The organism is Acinetobacter lwoffii (assembly GCF_024129855.1).
Classification (GTDB): Bacteria; Pseudomonadota; Gammaproteobacteria; order Pseudomonadales; family Moraxellaceae; genus Acinetobacter; species Acinetobacter lwoffii_L.
On the sequence record NZ_JAMXXC010000001.1, the window covers coordinates 42,892 to 57,990 of the forward strand.

The following is a 15,099-nucleotide window of genomic DNA, read 5'->3' on the forward strand; positions in this document are numbered from 1 at the left end:
TCTTGTTGAATACTAATTTTTTAACGCAATTAGAAACGGTAACCGATTTTCATACCATAGCCGAGTGCATGGTTATCTTCAAAATCGCCAAGTTCGTTCTTACCTGCTTTCGCAGTTGCATCACCTAACCAGAAGTATTTCACACCACCTTGAATGAAATAGTTTTCTGCAGGGCTATATTGCGCGCCTAAGCCTACATTCCAGTAGCCTTCAGTTGGACCTAAAGTAGTGACCGGGTTGCCTGCACCAGAGTCATAACCTACAGAAGTAGAACCTGACCATTTATTATTAAATTTACGGCCAACACCAACATTCGCAGACCATTGGTCATCTGAATAATCAATCAAATTATTGCCTGAAGCATTTTTAAGATATTCAGGGGTTACTGCAAATTGATCCCAATGTACCCAACGTACGTTTGCAAATGCGATCGTATTGGCTGCTACACCGGTTTGAAAGTCTAAGTTTACTGACTGAGGGGTTACCGCATGGACATCAGAAGTCAGTAATGTTGCTACACCACGTGGACTAGAAAATGTTTCGACACTTTTGGCTTTATGATCAATTTCAGAACGATAAGTTACAGCAGCTTTTAATGCAATTTCTGGAATTTGATAAGCAAAACCAGCAAGCCAGCCAAAAGCTTCTTCTTGTTCCATATGGATGTTATAGCCACTCAGGCCACGTTTAGTAGGGTCAGTTGGAGATGCACCATATCCTAAACCACGAAGAGAAATATCGGCTTCTACCGTTTGCCATACCGGACCTGCATAAAAGTTCCAGTTTTCTGTTGGCTGGTAACCAATAAGTGCAGTTATATTATGTGTTTTTACTTCTACAGAAGTTGACTCATTCCCTTGAGAAAAAATAGAAAGAGGACCTACAGCTTGATAGTTTGAATCTGCACCATAAGGCTGATCATAAATCAGGCCTAAAGAAATTTTATCGGTTGCTTGTACTTTAATTGCGGCATTAGCAAAGTAATAAGATTCCGCCATATCATCCGCATTAAGCTGTTTTGATTTTACTTCAGCATCAAGAACCGAAATACCCGCTTCCGCATAGTTACCCGGCTGTAAAAAAGCAGAAATAGACTGGCCAGAACGATCCAAGCCAGCTGCTTGAACTACAGAAAGAGGTAAAGTGCTAAGTAAAATAGCAGAATAAATTTTATTGAGCTTCATGGTACGTTCCCTGATGCCATCTGTAACAAAAATGTGCAGGAAAAGTAACATAATTTTAAAAAGAGTAAATACTCAGCTCTGTTGAAGAAATGAACTAAGGCGGTTAAATAAAAGGGTTGCTTAGAGTATTTATACTATATTTTTATATTAACTAAATGATAAATAAGAAAATAAAAATGAAATATAAATTTTGAAAAATTTATATTTGGAGTAGGATTAATTGCTCATAAAACAAGCAAATGATATGCAAGTGTATAAAATTAGAGTTAAAAAATAAAAAACCACTCGAAAGTGGTTTTTTTATTCAATTAGAGCTTAGAAGCGGTAGCCCATTTTAAGACCATATGCCCATGCTTTATTGTCTTCAAATTCAGCGACGTATTCAGAACTACCAGCTTGCGCGCCTGTTTGTGCTTTTGCATCACCTAACATGAAGTATTTAACACCACCCGCGATGAAAGTAGCTGGTGTTGGACTGTACTGAAGACCTAAGCCTACATTCCAATAACCTTCAGTTGGACCAAGTGTAGATACAGGGTTACCTGCACCAGAGTCCCAACCTACAGATACGTTACCAGCCCATAGATCATTAAATTTACGACCCACACCTACAGTTGCTGAAATTTGGTCATCTTCATATTCAACAAGATTGAAGCCATCTGGGCGATCCACAATAGGGCCAACTGCTTCTGATATTAGACCAAATTTATAAGGTTGAATTGAGAATTTAGACCATTCAACCCAGCGAACATTCGCAAAAGCTACAGTATTCGCCATAATACCTGTTTGGAAATCAAGGTTTACAGACTGTGGAGTAGTAATTTTTGTCTCACCACTTGCTGCTGCAATAGCTGCTGCTGCTGCTGCCCCATTTGGGAGCAAAGCTAAAGCTGGTAAGGTTGGAATACTTTCATTCATATTAACATCATGGTCAATTTCAGAACGATAAGTAATAGATGCTTTTAATGCAATTTCAGGAATTTGGTAAGCAAGACCGGCTAACCAACCTACAGAACTATCTTCTGGAATAGACGTATCGTAACCATTGTATAAGCTGTAAGCCTGACCACGTAATGAAACATTACCTTTGATCGTTTGGTAAACTGCGCCACCGTAAATATTCCAATTCTCAGTTGGTTGGAAACCTGCAATAAATGATAAATTTTGAGTATCTACTTCTACGCTTGTACTACCAGTTCCTAATAAGCCGTTGACATCAGCTAAACCAGCATCTACGCGTGCAGTTACCCCTGCAAGTACACCAGCATCAATTTGTGCTCTTACTGCATCAACAGTATTATACGCATTTAAAGTCCCAGTATACTGTGCTTGACCAATTGGAGTGGTTAAGTCAACACCCTGCGCTTGTAAAGCCGCTCCAACTCTTTGCTCTGGAGTCAACGCATTAAAGTTGGTATTAATTGTATTTTGACGAATTCCTGCTAACGCGTCAGGAGCTAAAATTGTATTCGTAGAATCGGAAACAAATACGTTATTACCTGTATAGGTAGCATCTGCTCCAAACGGTTGGTCATATAAAATACCAACTGAAAATTTGCTGGTTGGCTGAAATTTTAAAGCAGCACTTGGAAAATAATAATCACCCGCCATATCACTAATATTACGGCGAGTATCACTTGTTCCAGCTTCTTTACCAGATACATCTGGGTCTAGGACAGAAATACCTGCTTCAAAGTAATTACCTGGTTGTAGGAAGGCTGCAATAGATTGGCCTGAACGATCTAAAGCTGCTGCAAAAGCACCCGTCATTGGTACAGTTGCAAGAATCATTGCAGTAGTTAATGTTTTTAATTTCATTTACGTCTTTCCTTGAGGTACAAATTTATATCTAGCGTTGTTGTTTGCACTTATTAAATTCTTGGAGATTTCGGGTATTTATCCGCAATCATTTGTTACTCCATGTGACAAAAATAGCACAATTAAAATAAGAGTAAATGCTCTAGAAAAAACTAATTAGTCTAAAAAAGCATCAAAATAGAGTTTTTACACCAAAAAATAGCCTCATTTTGAAATAAGTATTTGAAAGTAATAGAAATAAAATAATGAAGAAAAAATGATTTTTTGTATAAAAAATATTCTAAAAATATGAAGATTAACGCTAATTTTTTGAAGTATAGATCACATTTTGAAAGGATGGTGCGTCCTGCGGGACTCGAACCCACGTCGGTCGCTTAGGAGGCAACTGCTCTATCCAGTTAAGCTAAGGGCGCGAAAAGAAGGCTATTGTACTGTAAAAAATACAAAAAAAAGTTATTGCCGAAGCAATAACTTTTAAGGACTCATAGCTACAGGAGTTGTCTAGGTATTTTTAGGCTTAAGTAACTTAAACAGACCGAACATGACCACGATCCAAAGCGGGATCATCAAAATAGATTCCTGAAATCCTTGCGTCCACATGATGTAAAGAATCGTAAGAATGAAACCTAGAACCAGAATATTACCCGCCGGAGACCAAAGCGCAGGGAAGGAAGTCTTCTGTCCTAGCTTTTTCATGCTTTGAATAAACTTGAGATGGGTCAGCGTAATCATGGCCCAGTTTAATACCAATGCACCGACTACGATGTAAATCAGATGGCTTAAGGCATCTTCAGGCACGAAGTAATTAAGTAGTACACAGCCAAAAATCAGCGCGGCAGAGAACAATACAGCAGGAATTGGCGTACCTTGCTTATTCACTTTCATGAAGACTTTAGGTGCATTTCCTTGTTGAGCCAGACCATAGAGCATACGGCTGTTGGCGTACATACCACTGTTATATACAGACAATGCTGCTGTCAGGATAATAAAGTTCAGTAAGTGTGCTGCCCAGTCAATGCCAAGCTGGCTGAAAATCATCACGAACGGACTTTTGTCCAGACCACCAAGTTCAAGCTGATTCCAAGGCACGAGTGACAACAGAATCGTCAAAGCACCGACATAGAAAATCAGAATACGGAAAACCACCTGATTAATGGCTTTCGGAATGGTTTTTTCCGGATTTTCAGCTTCTGCAGCCGCCATGCCGATCAGTTCAATACCACCGAAGGCAAACATCAGGAAGGCCAGCATGTAGAACAGACCTTCAAAACCATTCGGGAAGAAACCGCCCGCGGTCCAAAGATTGCTAAAAGATGCGCCTGAAGAAGCATCAGCAGTCAGGATCAGATACAAGCCAAAGACAATCATCGAGATGACCGCAGTCACTTTAATGATAGAAAGCCAGAATTCCGATTCACCGTAGAATTTCACATTGCCGAGGTTGACCAGTGTAATCACGATAAAGAAAAACAGTACCGATGCCCAGGCTGGAATATGCGGCCACCAGTAGTTGATATATTTCGCAACCGCAGTAAGTTCGGTCATGGCCACCAGGATATACAAAATCCAGTAGTTCCAACCCGCAAGGAAACCAGGGAATTTGCCCCAGTATTTATAAGCAAAATGGCTGAATGAACCTGCGACAGGTTCATGAACAATCATCTCACCCAATTGACGCATGATTAAAAATGCAATCAGGCCCCCAATGGCATAGCCTAAAATAATAGAAGGACCCGCAGATTGGATCACCTGTGCGGAACCTAAGAATAAGCCTGTGCCAATTGCACCGCCCATGGCGATCAACTGAATATGACGGTTCTTTAAGCCACGCTGAAGTTGTGAAGACTCGTTATTCAAAGTGTTCAGCCCGACAATGGAAAATGATAAGTGGCTGATTGTAATTGATCAGACTAAAGAAGCCTAGTCCATCCTAAGAATGAAATATTGTTGAAGGAATGATAAAAAATATTCATATAAATAACTGAAATAAAATATAAATGAATCAATATATTAATTTTATTGAAACTGTTACTGACGAGTTCTCTTTTTTCTTGGATAAAACACAAATGCCGTTTTTTTATACTAAGGTCTGGCAGTCAAGCAGTTCTGCTTTCAACATACTATACTTTGAATATAAATATTGAATAACCCGTACGAAAACAAAGACAAGTCAAAGGATGAAATAATTCATGAGTTTTGCCGCCCAAATCAAGATTCCTGCCACCTATATGCGTGGAGGCACCAGTAAAGGTGTTTTCTTTAAGCTGGATGACCTGCCTATAGCAGCACAACAGCCGGGCCGGATTCGTGATCAGCTTTTGCTGCGCGTGATTGGTAGTCCAGACCCTTATGGGAAGCAGATTGATGGTATGGGTGGTGCCAGTTCCAGTACTAGTAAAACGGTCATTCTGTCCAAAAGCCTGCACGCTGATCATGATGTCGATTATTTATTTGGTCAGGTGTCAATTGATCGTCCTTTTGTGGACTGGAGTGGCAACTGTGGCAATCTGACCGCGGCAGTAGGTGCATTTGCCATTTCCAATGGTCTGGTTGATGCCGAACGTATTCCTGAAAATGGGTTGTGCACAGTACGCATCTGGCAGGCCAATATTCAGAAAACCATTATTGCACATGTGCCGATGCAAGATGGTCAAGTGCAGGAGCTGGGTGATTTTGAACTGGATGGCGTAACCTTTCCTGCGGCCGAAGTGCAGATCGAGTTTCTGGATCCAGCCGATGACGATGCTGAAGGCGGTTCAATGTTTCCAACAGGTAATCTGGTCGATACTTTGGAAGTTCCCAATATTGGCAGTTTCGAAGTGACCATGATTAATGCCGGCATTCCGACGGTATTTTTGAATGCTGGAGATCTCGGTTATAAGGGTACCGAGCTTCAGGATCATATCAATAATGACGTGGCAGCCCTGACAAAATTTGAGACAATTCGTGCCTATGCAGCGAAGCAGATGGGACTGATTCAGGATATTGCCGAAGCCGTAACCCGACAACACACTCCAAAAATTGCCTTTGTTGCACCACCGAGTAGCTATACCTCTTCAAGTGGCAAGACCGTCACTGAATCGGATACCGATATTCTGGTTCGGGCCTTGTCTATGGGTAAACTCCATCATGCCATGATGGGCACGGCTGCGGTGGCTATTGGTACAGCAGCTGCCATTCCCGGAACATTGGTGAACCGGGTCGCAGGTGGGGTAGAGCGTGAAGCGGTGCGTTTCGGTCATCCTTCCGGGACTTTGAGAGTGGGTGCACAAGCAAGTTTTGAAAATGGTGAGTGGAAAGTGACGAAAGCGATTATGAGCCGTAGTGCCCGCGTGTTGATGGAAGGCTGGGTGCGCGTACCAGAAGATGTTCTCGTTTAAATGCCGTGCATACATTTAGCTTGAATAAAACCACCGGTTCTGCGGTGGTTTTTTATGGTTTAAAATCTCTGCCTTGCTTATTTGATGTTGAATAGTAAATTTCAGCAGAACAATACGATTTATGGCTGAAAATTCAAGGCATTTCTAGGTACAATGCCTGAATCAGCGTACAGGCATTTATTCGCTTGTCATTTTATTTTTCTGGACTACGTATTCGAGGCGAATGTGTCATCTATCACTGACGTATCAACCCATGCACTCACACAAGCACAACATCGCATTCAACAGGATTTATTGACCGCTCTGGAAGCCTTTGCTATTCCGGAACCTTTAAGGTCGGCAGTCCATCATGCTGTGATGCTTGGCGGTAAACGAGTACGTCCAGCACTATGCTATGCCACCGCCGCATTAAAACCCAACCAGAATAGCGCTGCAGTGCGCCGTGCAGCGGTTGCGATCGAGTTTATTCACTGCTATTCACTGGCCCATGATGATCTGCCGTGTATGGACAATGATTTGCTACGTCGTGGCCAGCCGACCTGCCATGTAGCTTATGGGGAAGATACAGCGTTGCTGGCAGGTGATATCCTGCAGTCTATGGCTTTTGAAACTTTGAGCAGTCGTCTGTTTGATCAGGGGCCAGCGGTAGAAGCTTCCATTGTACTGAAGCAGATGCAGATTCTGGCAACCGCTTCTTCGAAAATGGTGAATGGTCAGGTTTTAGATTTGCAGTCTGAAGGCAAGAAAATCGATCAGCAAGCACTGGAAAATATTCATCGCAATAAAACCGGTGCTTTGATTAGTGCCGCGATCATGATGGCGGCGGTGACTATTTTTGAGGGTACCGATCTGGCCATTCCTAAATTACGTGAGTTTGGACAGGCGATTGGTCTGGCCTTTCAGGTACAGGATGATATTTTGGATATTATTTCCGATACCGAAGTGTTGGGGAAAACAGCCGGCAAGGATGAACAGGTAGAAAAATCGACCTATCCGGCATTGATGGGTTTGGAGCAGGCCAAAGCCTATGCCCAGCAATTACATGATCAGGCGATCAATGCCTTGAACCATTTTGAAGGGGCGGAAGAGTTGAGGCAAATTACCCAGTTCCTGCTCACGCGCAAAAGCTGATTGGAAAATTATTTTCCTTACAAGGTTTAAAGTAATTCCATAAAAAAAGAGGACTTGAAGTCCTCTTTTTAGTTGCTACAGAATTATTTGCTTTCGTTGTACAGACGTTCAGCTTCTTCAAAACGGTCAGTCACTTCTGCTGTTGGTGCTTTACCCATCAGACTCACCACCACAATTGCCAGCATTGAACAGATAAAGCCAGGAACGATTTCATACAGGCCAGTGTCTGCAAACAGATTCTTCCAGAAAATAACCACGACTGCACCCACGATCATACCGGCCAAAGCACCATTCAAAGTCATGCGTTTCCAGAACAATGACAGGATAATCAGCGGGCCAAAAGCGGCACCAAAACCTGCCCATGCATAAGCCACCAGACCAAGTACTTTGGATTCAGGATTGCCCGCCATCCAGATTGCTAGCAAGGCAATCAGCAGTACCATCAAACGGCCCACCCAGACCAGTTCTTTTTGCGAGGCATTTTTACGCAGGAAAGATTTATAGAAGTCTTCTGTCAAGGTGCTTGAACAGACCAATAACTGACAGCTTAAAGTACTCATTACTGCGGCAAGAATCGCCGCCAGAACTACACCTGCAATCCATGGGTTAAACAGGATTTTGGTCAGTTCCATAAATACGGTTTCAGGATTGGCATTCACCACGCTTGCCAGTTCTGGATGCTGCTGGAAATAAGCAATACCGAAGAAGCCGGCTGCGACTGCACCGCCCAGACACAGAATCATCCAGGTCATGCCAATACGACGTGCATTTGGAATGGATTTGACTGAATCTGCAGCCATGAAGCGCACCAGAATATGCGGCTGGCCAAAGTAACCCAGACCCCAAGCCAAGAGCGAGATAATCGCAACAAGACTGAGATCACCCAGAATATTCATTGCTTGAGGACGAGCAGCCTCCAGTGCCAAAGTCACCTGGGACATATCCGAGAACGCCATTAACGTTACGATTGGTGTCAGCAACAGGGCAAAGATCATCAGCCCCGCCTGAATGGTATCGGTCCAGCTCACAGCCAGGAAGCCACCAATAAACACATAACTGATGGTGGCAATGGCACTGATCCAGAGCGCGGTGCTATAAGACATGTCAAACATGCTTTCGAACAGACGCGCACCTGCGACCATGCCCGAAGCACAGTAAATCGCAAAGAAAATCAGAATCACGAAAGCCGAAACAATACGCAGGATTTTCTTCTGGTCGTTAAAACGATTCGAGAAATAATCCGGCAGGGTCAGGGCATTGTGCTGAACTTCGGTATGCACCCGCAGACGGCCAGCAACCAGCAACCAGTTGAGCCAGGCACCAATAATCAGACCGATGGCAATCCACATTTCAGACAGGCCGGAAAGATAAATCGCACCGGGCAGACCCATCAGGAGCCAGCCACTCATGTCGGAAGCCCCTGCAGAAAGTGCAGTTACGAAACTCCCTAAACGTCGGCCCCCTAAGATGTAATCGGAAAAGTTGCTTGTCGCGCGATAAGCCATCAGGCCAATCACCACCATTGCGACAATATAGAAAAGAAAAGTAATTAAGGTTGGATTTAGGGAGCTCATACGGTATCCATTTTTAAGTTGGACAGTAGATCGAAACAAGGAATAAGATAGTTGCGAAAAGCTTTAATCCGAAAGCCAGGCAACATCAAATCCAGTAGATTTCAAAAATAAACGCGAAATTTAACCATAAATTCACAATTTTTGCTGAGATTTTCTTGTGCGAATAAAAATAGGCAACCCTCAGGCTGCCTATATATAAAGTGAAAAGATCAATTAGTTAGGGCGACCCATAACACCACGGATCGTATTTAACACATCGGCTGGAAGTACTACCGTCTTGGCATTTGGCGATTTAGCCATATCCTGCATGGCTTTAATATACTGTTCACCGAGTAAATAGGCGACCGGAATTTCATTATCACCAATGGCGGAAGTCACCATGTCAATTGCACGTTGTGAAGACTCAGCCAGTACCACTTGTGCTTCGGCATCACGACGTGAGGCTTCCAGACGGCCATCTGCTTCCAGAATCGCGGCCTGTTTTTCACCATCAGCTTTGGTGACGGTTGCACGACGCTGACGTTCAGCAGCGGCCTGTTCTTCCATCGCTGTTTGCATAGTGATTGAAGGTTTAATATCCTGAATTTCTACAGTTTTTAAGGTAATACCCCAGTCCGAGATATCATCGGAAATACTGGATTTCAAGCGTGCCTTGATATGGTCACGTGAAGATAGCGCATCATCCAGATCCATTTCACCGACTATCGAACGCAGGGAGGTTTGTACCAGGTTCTGAATCGCCCATGAGTAGTTTTCAATCCCGTACACGGCTTTTTCTGGTGTGGTCAGGTTGATATAGGCCACGGCATTCATCAGCAGAACCGCGTTATCGCGGGTAATTACTTCCTGTGAGGGAATATCCAGAACGATATCTTTGGTTGTGACTTTATAGGCAACTTCATCCACATAAGGAATAACAAAATTCAGGCCTGGATTTAGCGTAGTGTGGTATTTACCCAGACGCTGTACAATCCATTTGTAGCCTTGCGGCACAATCCGCACACCTTTAAAAATGGTAATCGCAACAAAGGCCAGAAACGCGATAACAATGATAGAACCACCAGACATAGCTTATTCACCTTATTGATTTTGATAATTCGTGCTGTGAGGTTGTACGACCAGGTCATTACCCAGAATATCCACGACGCGAACGCGGTCTCCGACCTGAACTGGGTCCAGAGTTCGGCATTCCCATTCATCCGAACCTAAAACTGGCATCGGAAAGCGCACCCGGATTTGCCCATGATCCAGATTAGTCTGAATCACCATGCCCACCTGACCAATGGTCGCTTCACGCGATAGACCGGCTTTGGTCTTATCAATGGAAAGTGGCTTGATAAACTTAAACCAGAGCAGCGTACACAGAATAGAAAGTACGATCCAGGTCAGGAGCTGGGTCGTCAGTCCCATCATCGGGAACATCCAGTACAGGACGCCAACCATGATGGCACCGATCCCGAACCACAGGGCAGCAAATGCGGGCAACAGTAATTCCGATAGAATCAGAAGAATGCCTAATACAAACCAGTGCCAAGGTTCAAGAACTAATTCCATATCGTGACCTATATCGCTAAGTATTTAATTAATCATCATCTTTATATGATTGATCTTCAATGTAGCAGATGCGGCCGCAGATGAATATAAAAAAATCGTGCATCAAAATTTTGCCGGACGTGGCGGTTTAAATGCCGCGGGAGACTGCTTGAAGTTGCTAATGGCTTTTTCAATAGTACGGATTTTCAGCTGAGCAGCCTTTTCACCTTCCAGAATGGTGGCATTGCTGGCTTTCAGGTCTAAAGTACCGATATGGCCGACTTTTGGCTGAATCACCACAGTGGCCTGGCTCAACTCTTCATTAATACTTTGCTGTCCCATAATATTCAGGGTCTGATCCAGTACGCCCCACATGTTCAGGGCTTTATTTCCATCTGGACGAGCAGAAATATCCACGGCAATCACAATATCTGCTCCCATATCTTTGGCGGTCTTGACCGGAATCGGACTGACCAGACCACCATCGACATATTTGGTGCCGCCAATCACGGCAGGCACAAACACATTCGGAATACTGCAGGACGCTCGGACCGCCTGTCCGGCATTGCCTTTAATAAAATCTGCCTTGCGACCATTGTCCAGACGAGTGGCAACAGCAGCAAAACGAATCGGGAACTGTTCAATCGGTTTGTTCACCACATTTTTATTGACGAAATCCTGCAATTTTTGTCCGGCAATAATCCCTTGCCGGTTCAAGGTTAAATCGCGGATATCAGACTCTTTAAAATTCAGGGCAATCTGCTGTAACTGATAAGGGGATTTGCCGCTGGCATACAGGCTGCCGACAAAACTACCGGCACTGGTACCGGTGACAATTTTCGGTTTAATGCCATGTGATTCGAGCACTTTAATCACCCCAATATGGGCAAAACCTTTGGCACCGCCACCACCGAGAGCAAGTGCGACGACGGGTTCGCGGGCTTTGATAGGCGTGGTAGTGGTGGGTGTTTTAGTGGCTTTGTCACATGCTGCAAGACTGAAACCAAGGCAGCCAATCAAGGCATAATGGGCTAACTTCATTATAAAAACTGGTGATTAAATCAACAAAATTCAGGCTATCACATCAAAAAAAGCCGTATTTGCCTAGTCTTTTTTCAAAAGCTTTTGTAACGGCTTGGCTACCCACTCTGGATTTTTGGCCGAGAATTTTCCTTCATAATACTGATAAATCTTTTCCAGATCATATTCATAGTCACCGGTCAGATGGTATATACCCAAGATGTGAATAGTCTTGATGTCATAGTCAAAGGAAAACATCACAATCGGCAAATGCGCCGCTTTGGCAATATGAAAAAAACCACTGCGAATTTTATCCGGTGCTTTACGTGAACCTTCCGGTGCCATACCGACCCAGATCTGCTGCGATTTTTCAATGATGTCTACAATCTGTCGGGTATGTCCTTGTGGACTATCTCGGACGACAGGAACGACCCCAATCCATTCCAGAACCGGTTTTAGCGGTGTACGAAACAGACTGTCTTTACCGAAAATCGTAATCTGAATACCGAGACCAAGCAGGGCATTGAAACCTAGCCAGGCATCAATATTGGAGGTATGGGGAGAGATAATCGCGACTGCTTTAGGTAGGTCTGGAAATTCGCCTTCCAGACGCCAGCCCTGTGCCAAAAAAAGCTGCCTGAAAAAATTCCGGCTCAGCTTGCTGCCGCGGGCTGGCACATGCGGCGGGAGTTGGGGGAAACGTATTTGGGCCATTGCTTTTGTCTCTTCCTGAAACTAATTTTTCTTTATTTTTTATTATATTAGACTGTTGTAAAATCCGGATCATTGGCAAAATGTATAGCATCTCAAATGCTGGTGATGCATTTTCACCTTAAGGACTTAGCCTAAATATGCGGAATACCTATATTTTACTGTTTTCGCTGTATTGGGCACAGGGGCTTCCGGTCGGGTTTATGACGCATGCCTTGCCAGTCATTCTGCGAGCTGAAGGGGTATCGCTGGCGCATATCGGGGGCTTTGGTCTGTTAATGCTGCCTTGGTCGATTAAAATATTCTGGGCACCTTTAGTTGATCGGCATGGATCGAGCGCCAAAGGTCATTACCGTAGCTGGATTATTCCCTTGCAATGGCTGTCAGTTGCTGTATTGATTGGGCTCTCATTTCTACCGATTCAGGCCTTGAATCAGCCGCTGTATTTACTGCTGTTTTTTATCACGCTTTTGTTGATGAATGGTATTGGTGCGACGCAGGATATTGCGACCGATGCACTGGCAGTCAATATTCTGAAAAATGAACAGCAACATTGGGGTAATACCTTTCAGGTGATTGGTTCTCGTCTGGGATTCATTGTCGGAGGTGGGGCCATATTATGGTTGCTCGATCTGCTGCAATGGCAAGCTACCTTTCTATTATTGGCAGCTCTGGTCTTTATTAATACTTTACCCATTTTATTTTTTAGAGAATCTCAGCATTCAAAAATTATCACGCCAGCTGATAAAGGACCTGCACTCAGCAATATAAAAACCTATTTTCAATACTTCTGGTCAGATTTAAGCTTGGCGAGGTGGCTTCTGGTTTTACTGACCTTTAAAATCGCCGATGGTTTATCCGGGCCTTTATTAAAACCTTTAATGGTAGATCTCGGACTGAGCTTTAGCCAGATTGGCCTTTATGTCACCATGCTTGGTGCATTTGCGGCACTGATTGGAGCAGGATTGGCTGGCTGGTGTCTGAAGTACTGGTCTCGCAGCTCGAGTTTGATCATTTTCTCAATTCTAAAAATATTGAGCTTAATGGCTTATGCCTGGCTCGCTACGCAGTATGAAGCTCAAAACAAAGTACAAAACTGGATGATATATCTGGTCAATGCAGCCGAAGACATGATCTCAGCTATGCTTTTGGTGGTCATGTTGACCTTAGTCATGCAATACAGTCGCAAGCATCTGGCTGGTACAGATTTCACCTTTCAGGTGGCGCTGATGGCCACGGTGAGTGGGGGACTTTATAGTCTGAGTGGCATTTTTGGAGATGCTTTAGGCTATCAAAATTATCTGAATCTGATCGTGATCGTGGCAATTTTCAGTCTAATTCCAATTTTCCGATGGATGAAAGTTGCAGAAAAAGTATAAAATTTCTAAATAATCAACTATTTGGTTAAATGTTAGCCTAAAGTACTAAATAGAATATATAAATATTAATTTAATAATTTTGTAATATAAGCGCCGTGTGTATTATTTGTTACAAAATAAATTAAGGATATTTTTGATGAAAACTAAGTTAGCAACAGCAATTGCATTCAGCCTTTTGGCGGGGACAACTTTTGCAGCACCAACTTTTTATGGTGAGATTGATGCCACAGTTGATTATTTACCTGAAGACAATGCTTCACCTGTGTCTGATCGCGATGTTATTGAACTGAATACTAATAATTCATTCTTGGGTTTAAAAGGTGAGGAGAAACTTACTGACCGTTTAAGTGGGCTTTATCAAGCTGAATTTACCTTCTATGTAGACAATGGTGGAAGTACAGATACATTTGTACCGCGTAATCTTTTAGTCGGTCTTAAAGATGAAAAGTTAGGTACAGTAAAACTAGGTAAAATCGATACGCCTGTAAAACAGCTTTCTTCAGTAGTTGATACTTTCAATAACTATGTTGCAAATAAAGCGGATATGGCAGGTATCTTTACCGGTGAAAACCGTATCGATAATGTTGTCGTCTATGAAGCTCCTGGCTTTGCAGTCGGTGAAGGTAAACTAAAAGCAACTGCACTATTAGCTACAGGTGAAGCCGGTGGTATTAGCTCTTCTAAAGGCGGTGCTAAAGTTGCAGGCCGTGGCTTAGGTGATGCATGGTCAGCATCTTTAGTATATGACAGCAAAGCAGTTGTTTTAGGTCTTGGTTATGATAAAGCGATTCCATCCAACTTTGCTGGTGTAGGTATCTTAAACACACAAAATGGTGAAATTGGTACAGCAAAAGCTTTGTTAGCTGCTGCTGATACAATTCGTGCGATTGGCCGAGTAAATGTAAATGATAACTTAGCCATTAAGGCGTTATTCCAAACATCTGATCTTGCAGAGGTTGAAGGTAATTCAAATGCAACTTCAGTGGCAAGTAATGGTATTGCTGTAAATGGTAATGATATTGATGATGCACAAGGCTGGCTAATTGGAGCAGAATATAAATTACCAAATGCTGATAAGTGGACAGTAAAAGGCCAATATAGTCAAAACTCTACAAGCTTTACAAAAGCCAATGTTGCAGATTTTGAAGCCCAACAAATTCTTGTGGGTGCAGACTATGCATTCTCTAAACAAGTAAAAGCATACGGTTACACGGGTCTTTTAACACTTGAACAAGGTTCAGCTGAAACTAAACAGCCAGTTGTTGGTACAGGTGTTGAATACAAATTCTAATTTAGACTTTGTAAGCTAAGAAAAGGCGGTGCTTTGGCATCGCTTTTTTTATGCTTAAAACAACAAAACTTAGCAATT

At 43.1% G+C, this 15,099-nt stretch carries 12 protein-coding genes and 1 tRNA gene; 4 read left to right on the forward strand and 9 right to left on the reverse strand.

The genetic code is table 11. The features are described from left to right. Positions 1-29: 29 nt before the first annotated feature. The 4 genes from NI465_RS00200 to NI465_RS00215 form a co-directional block, all read right to left on the reverse strand. A complete protein-coding gene (locus tag NI465_RS00200) occupies positions 30-1,184 on the reverse strand; it encodes an OmpP1/FadL family transporter (RefSeq protein ID WP_253143833.1) in 1,155 nt (384 codons plus the stop codon). A gap of 315 nt (positions 1,185-1,499) precedes the next feature. Next, positions 1,500-3,002, reverse strand: coding sequence for an outer membrane protein transport protein (locus NI465_RS00205; RefSeq protein WP_184413590.1), 1,503 nt, complete (start codon positions 3,000-3,002; stop codon positions 1,500-1,502). Positions 3,003-3,339: 337 nt separating this feature from the next. Further along, a tRNA-Arg gene (locus tag NI465_RS00210) sits at positions 3,340-3,415 on the reverse strand. An 88-nt stretch (positions 3,416-3,503) separates the two neighbouring features. Continuing rightward, positions 3,504-4,859 carry an amino acid permease gene (locus NI465_RS00215; RefSeq protein ID WP_005247009.1) on the reverse strand — a complete coding sequence of 452 codons (1,356 nt, stop codon included), beginning with the start codon at positions 4,857-4,859 and terminating at the stop codon, positions 3,504-3,506. 332 nt (positions 4,860-5,191) lie between these two features. On the opposite strand from NI465_RS00215, the gene prpF reads away from it, so the two are divergent. Together prpF and NI465_RS00225 are read left to right on the forward strand one after the other, a co-directional pair. Continuing rightward, the gene (gene prpF, locus NI465_RS00220; RefSeq protein ID WP_253143835.1) at positions 5,192-6,382 is read left to right on the forward strand and encodes a 2-methylaconitate cis-trans isomerase PrpF; all 1,191 of its coding nucleotides are present in this window, start codon (positions 5,192-5,194) and stop codon (positions 6,380-6,382) included. 225 nt (positions 6,383-6,607) lie between these two features. Beyond that, positions 6,608-7,513 (forward strand): polyprenyl synthetase family protein, encoded by a 906-nt coding sequence (locus tag NI465_RS00225; RefSeq protein ID WP_180180987.1) that lies wholly within the window; start codon positions 6,608-6,610, stop codon positions 7,511-7,513. 83 nt (positions 7,514-7,596) lie between these two features. Here NI465_RS00225 and putP read toward each other — a convergent pair whose 3' ends face one another. The 5 genes from putP to NI465_RS00250 all read right to left on the reverse strand — a co-directional run bounded on the left by putP (position 7,597) and on the right by NI465_RS00250 (position 12,354). Continuing rightward, positions 7,597-9,087, reverse strand: a complete 1,491-nt coding sequence (gene putP / locus NI465_RS00230) for a sodium/proline symporter PutP (RefSeq protein ID WP_253143837.1) — start codon at positions 9,085-9,087, stop codon at positions 7,597-7,599. 213 nt (positions 9,088-9,300) lie between these two features. Next, complete coding sequence (locus NI465_RS00235; RefSeq protein WP_004279377.1) at positions 9,301-10,155, reverse strand: SPFH domain-containing protein; 855 nt, start codon at positions 10,153-10,155, stop codon at positions 9,301-9,303. A 12-nt stretch (positions 10,156-10,167) separates the two neighbouring features. Next, positions 10,168-10,641: an NfeD family protein gene (locus NI465_RS00240; protein ID WP_005247004.1), complete on the reverse strand. Its 474-nt coding sequence runs from the start codon at positions 10,639-10,641 to the stop codon at positions 10,168-10,170. Between the two features lie 102 nt (positions 10,642-10,743). Then, positions 10,744-11,661 carry a patatin-like phospholipase family protein gene (locus NI465_RS00245; RefSeq protein ID WP_253143839.1) on the reverse strand — a complete coding sequence of 306 codons (918 nt, stop codon included), beginning with the start codon at positions 11,659-11,661 and terminating at the stop codon, positions 10,744-10,746. A gap of 63 nt (positions 11,662-11,724) precedes the next feature. After that, the gene (locus NI465_RS00250) at positions 11,725-12,354 is read right to left on the reverse strand and encodes a 1-acyl-sn-glycerol-3-phosphate acyltransferase (protein ID WP_253143841.1); all 630 of its coding nucleotides are present in this window, start codon (positions 12,352-12,354) and stop codon (positions 11,725-11,727) included. A 137-nt stretch (positions 12,355-12,491) separates the two neighbouring features. Here NI465_RS00250 and NI465_RS00255 point away from each other — a divergent pair, with 137 nt between their 5' ends. Further along, positions 12,492-13,730 carry an MFS transporter gene (locus tag NI465_RS00255; RefSeq protein ID WP_253143843.1) on the forward strand — a complete coding sequence of 413 codons (1,239 nt, stop codon included), beginning with the start codon at positions 12,492-12,494 and terminating at the stop codon, positions 13,728-13,730. Between the two features lie 136 nt (positions 13,731-13,866). Beyond that, complete coding sequence (locus NI465_RS00260; RefSeq protein ID WP_004279382.1) at positions 13,867-15,021, forward strand: porin; 1,155 nt, start codon at positions 13,867-13,869, stop codon at positions 15,019-15,021. Positions 15,022-15,099 lie beyond the last annotated feature (78 nt).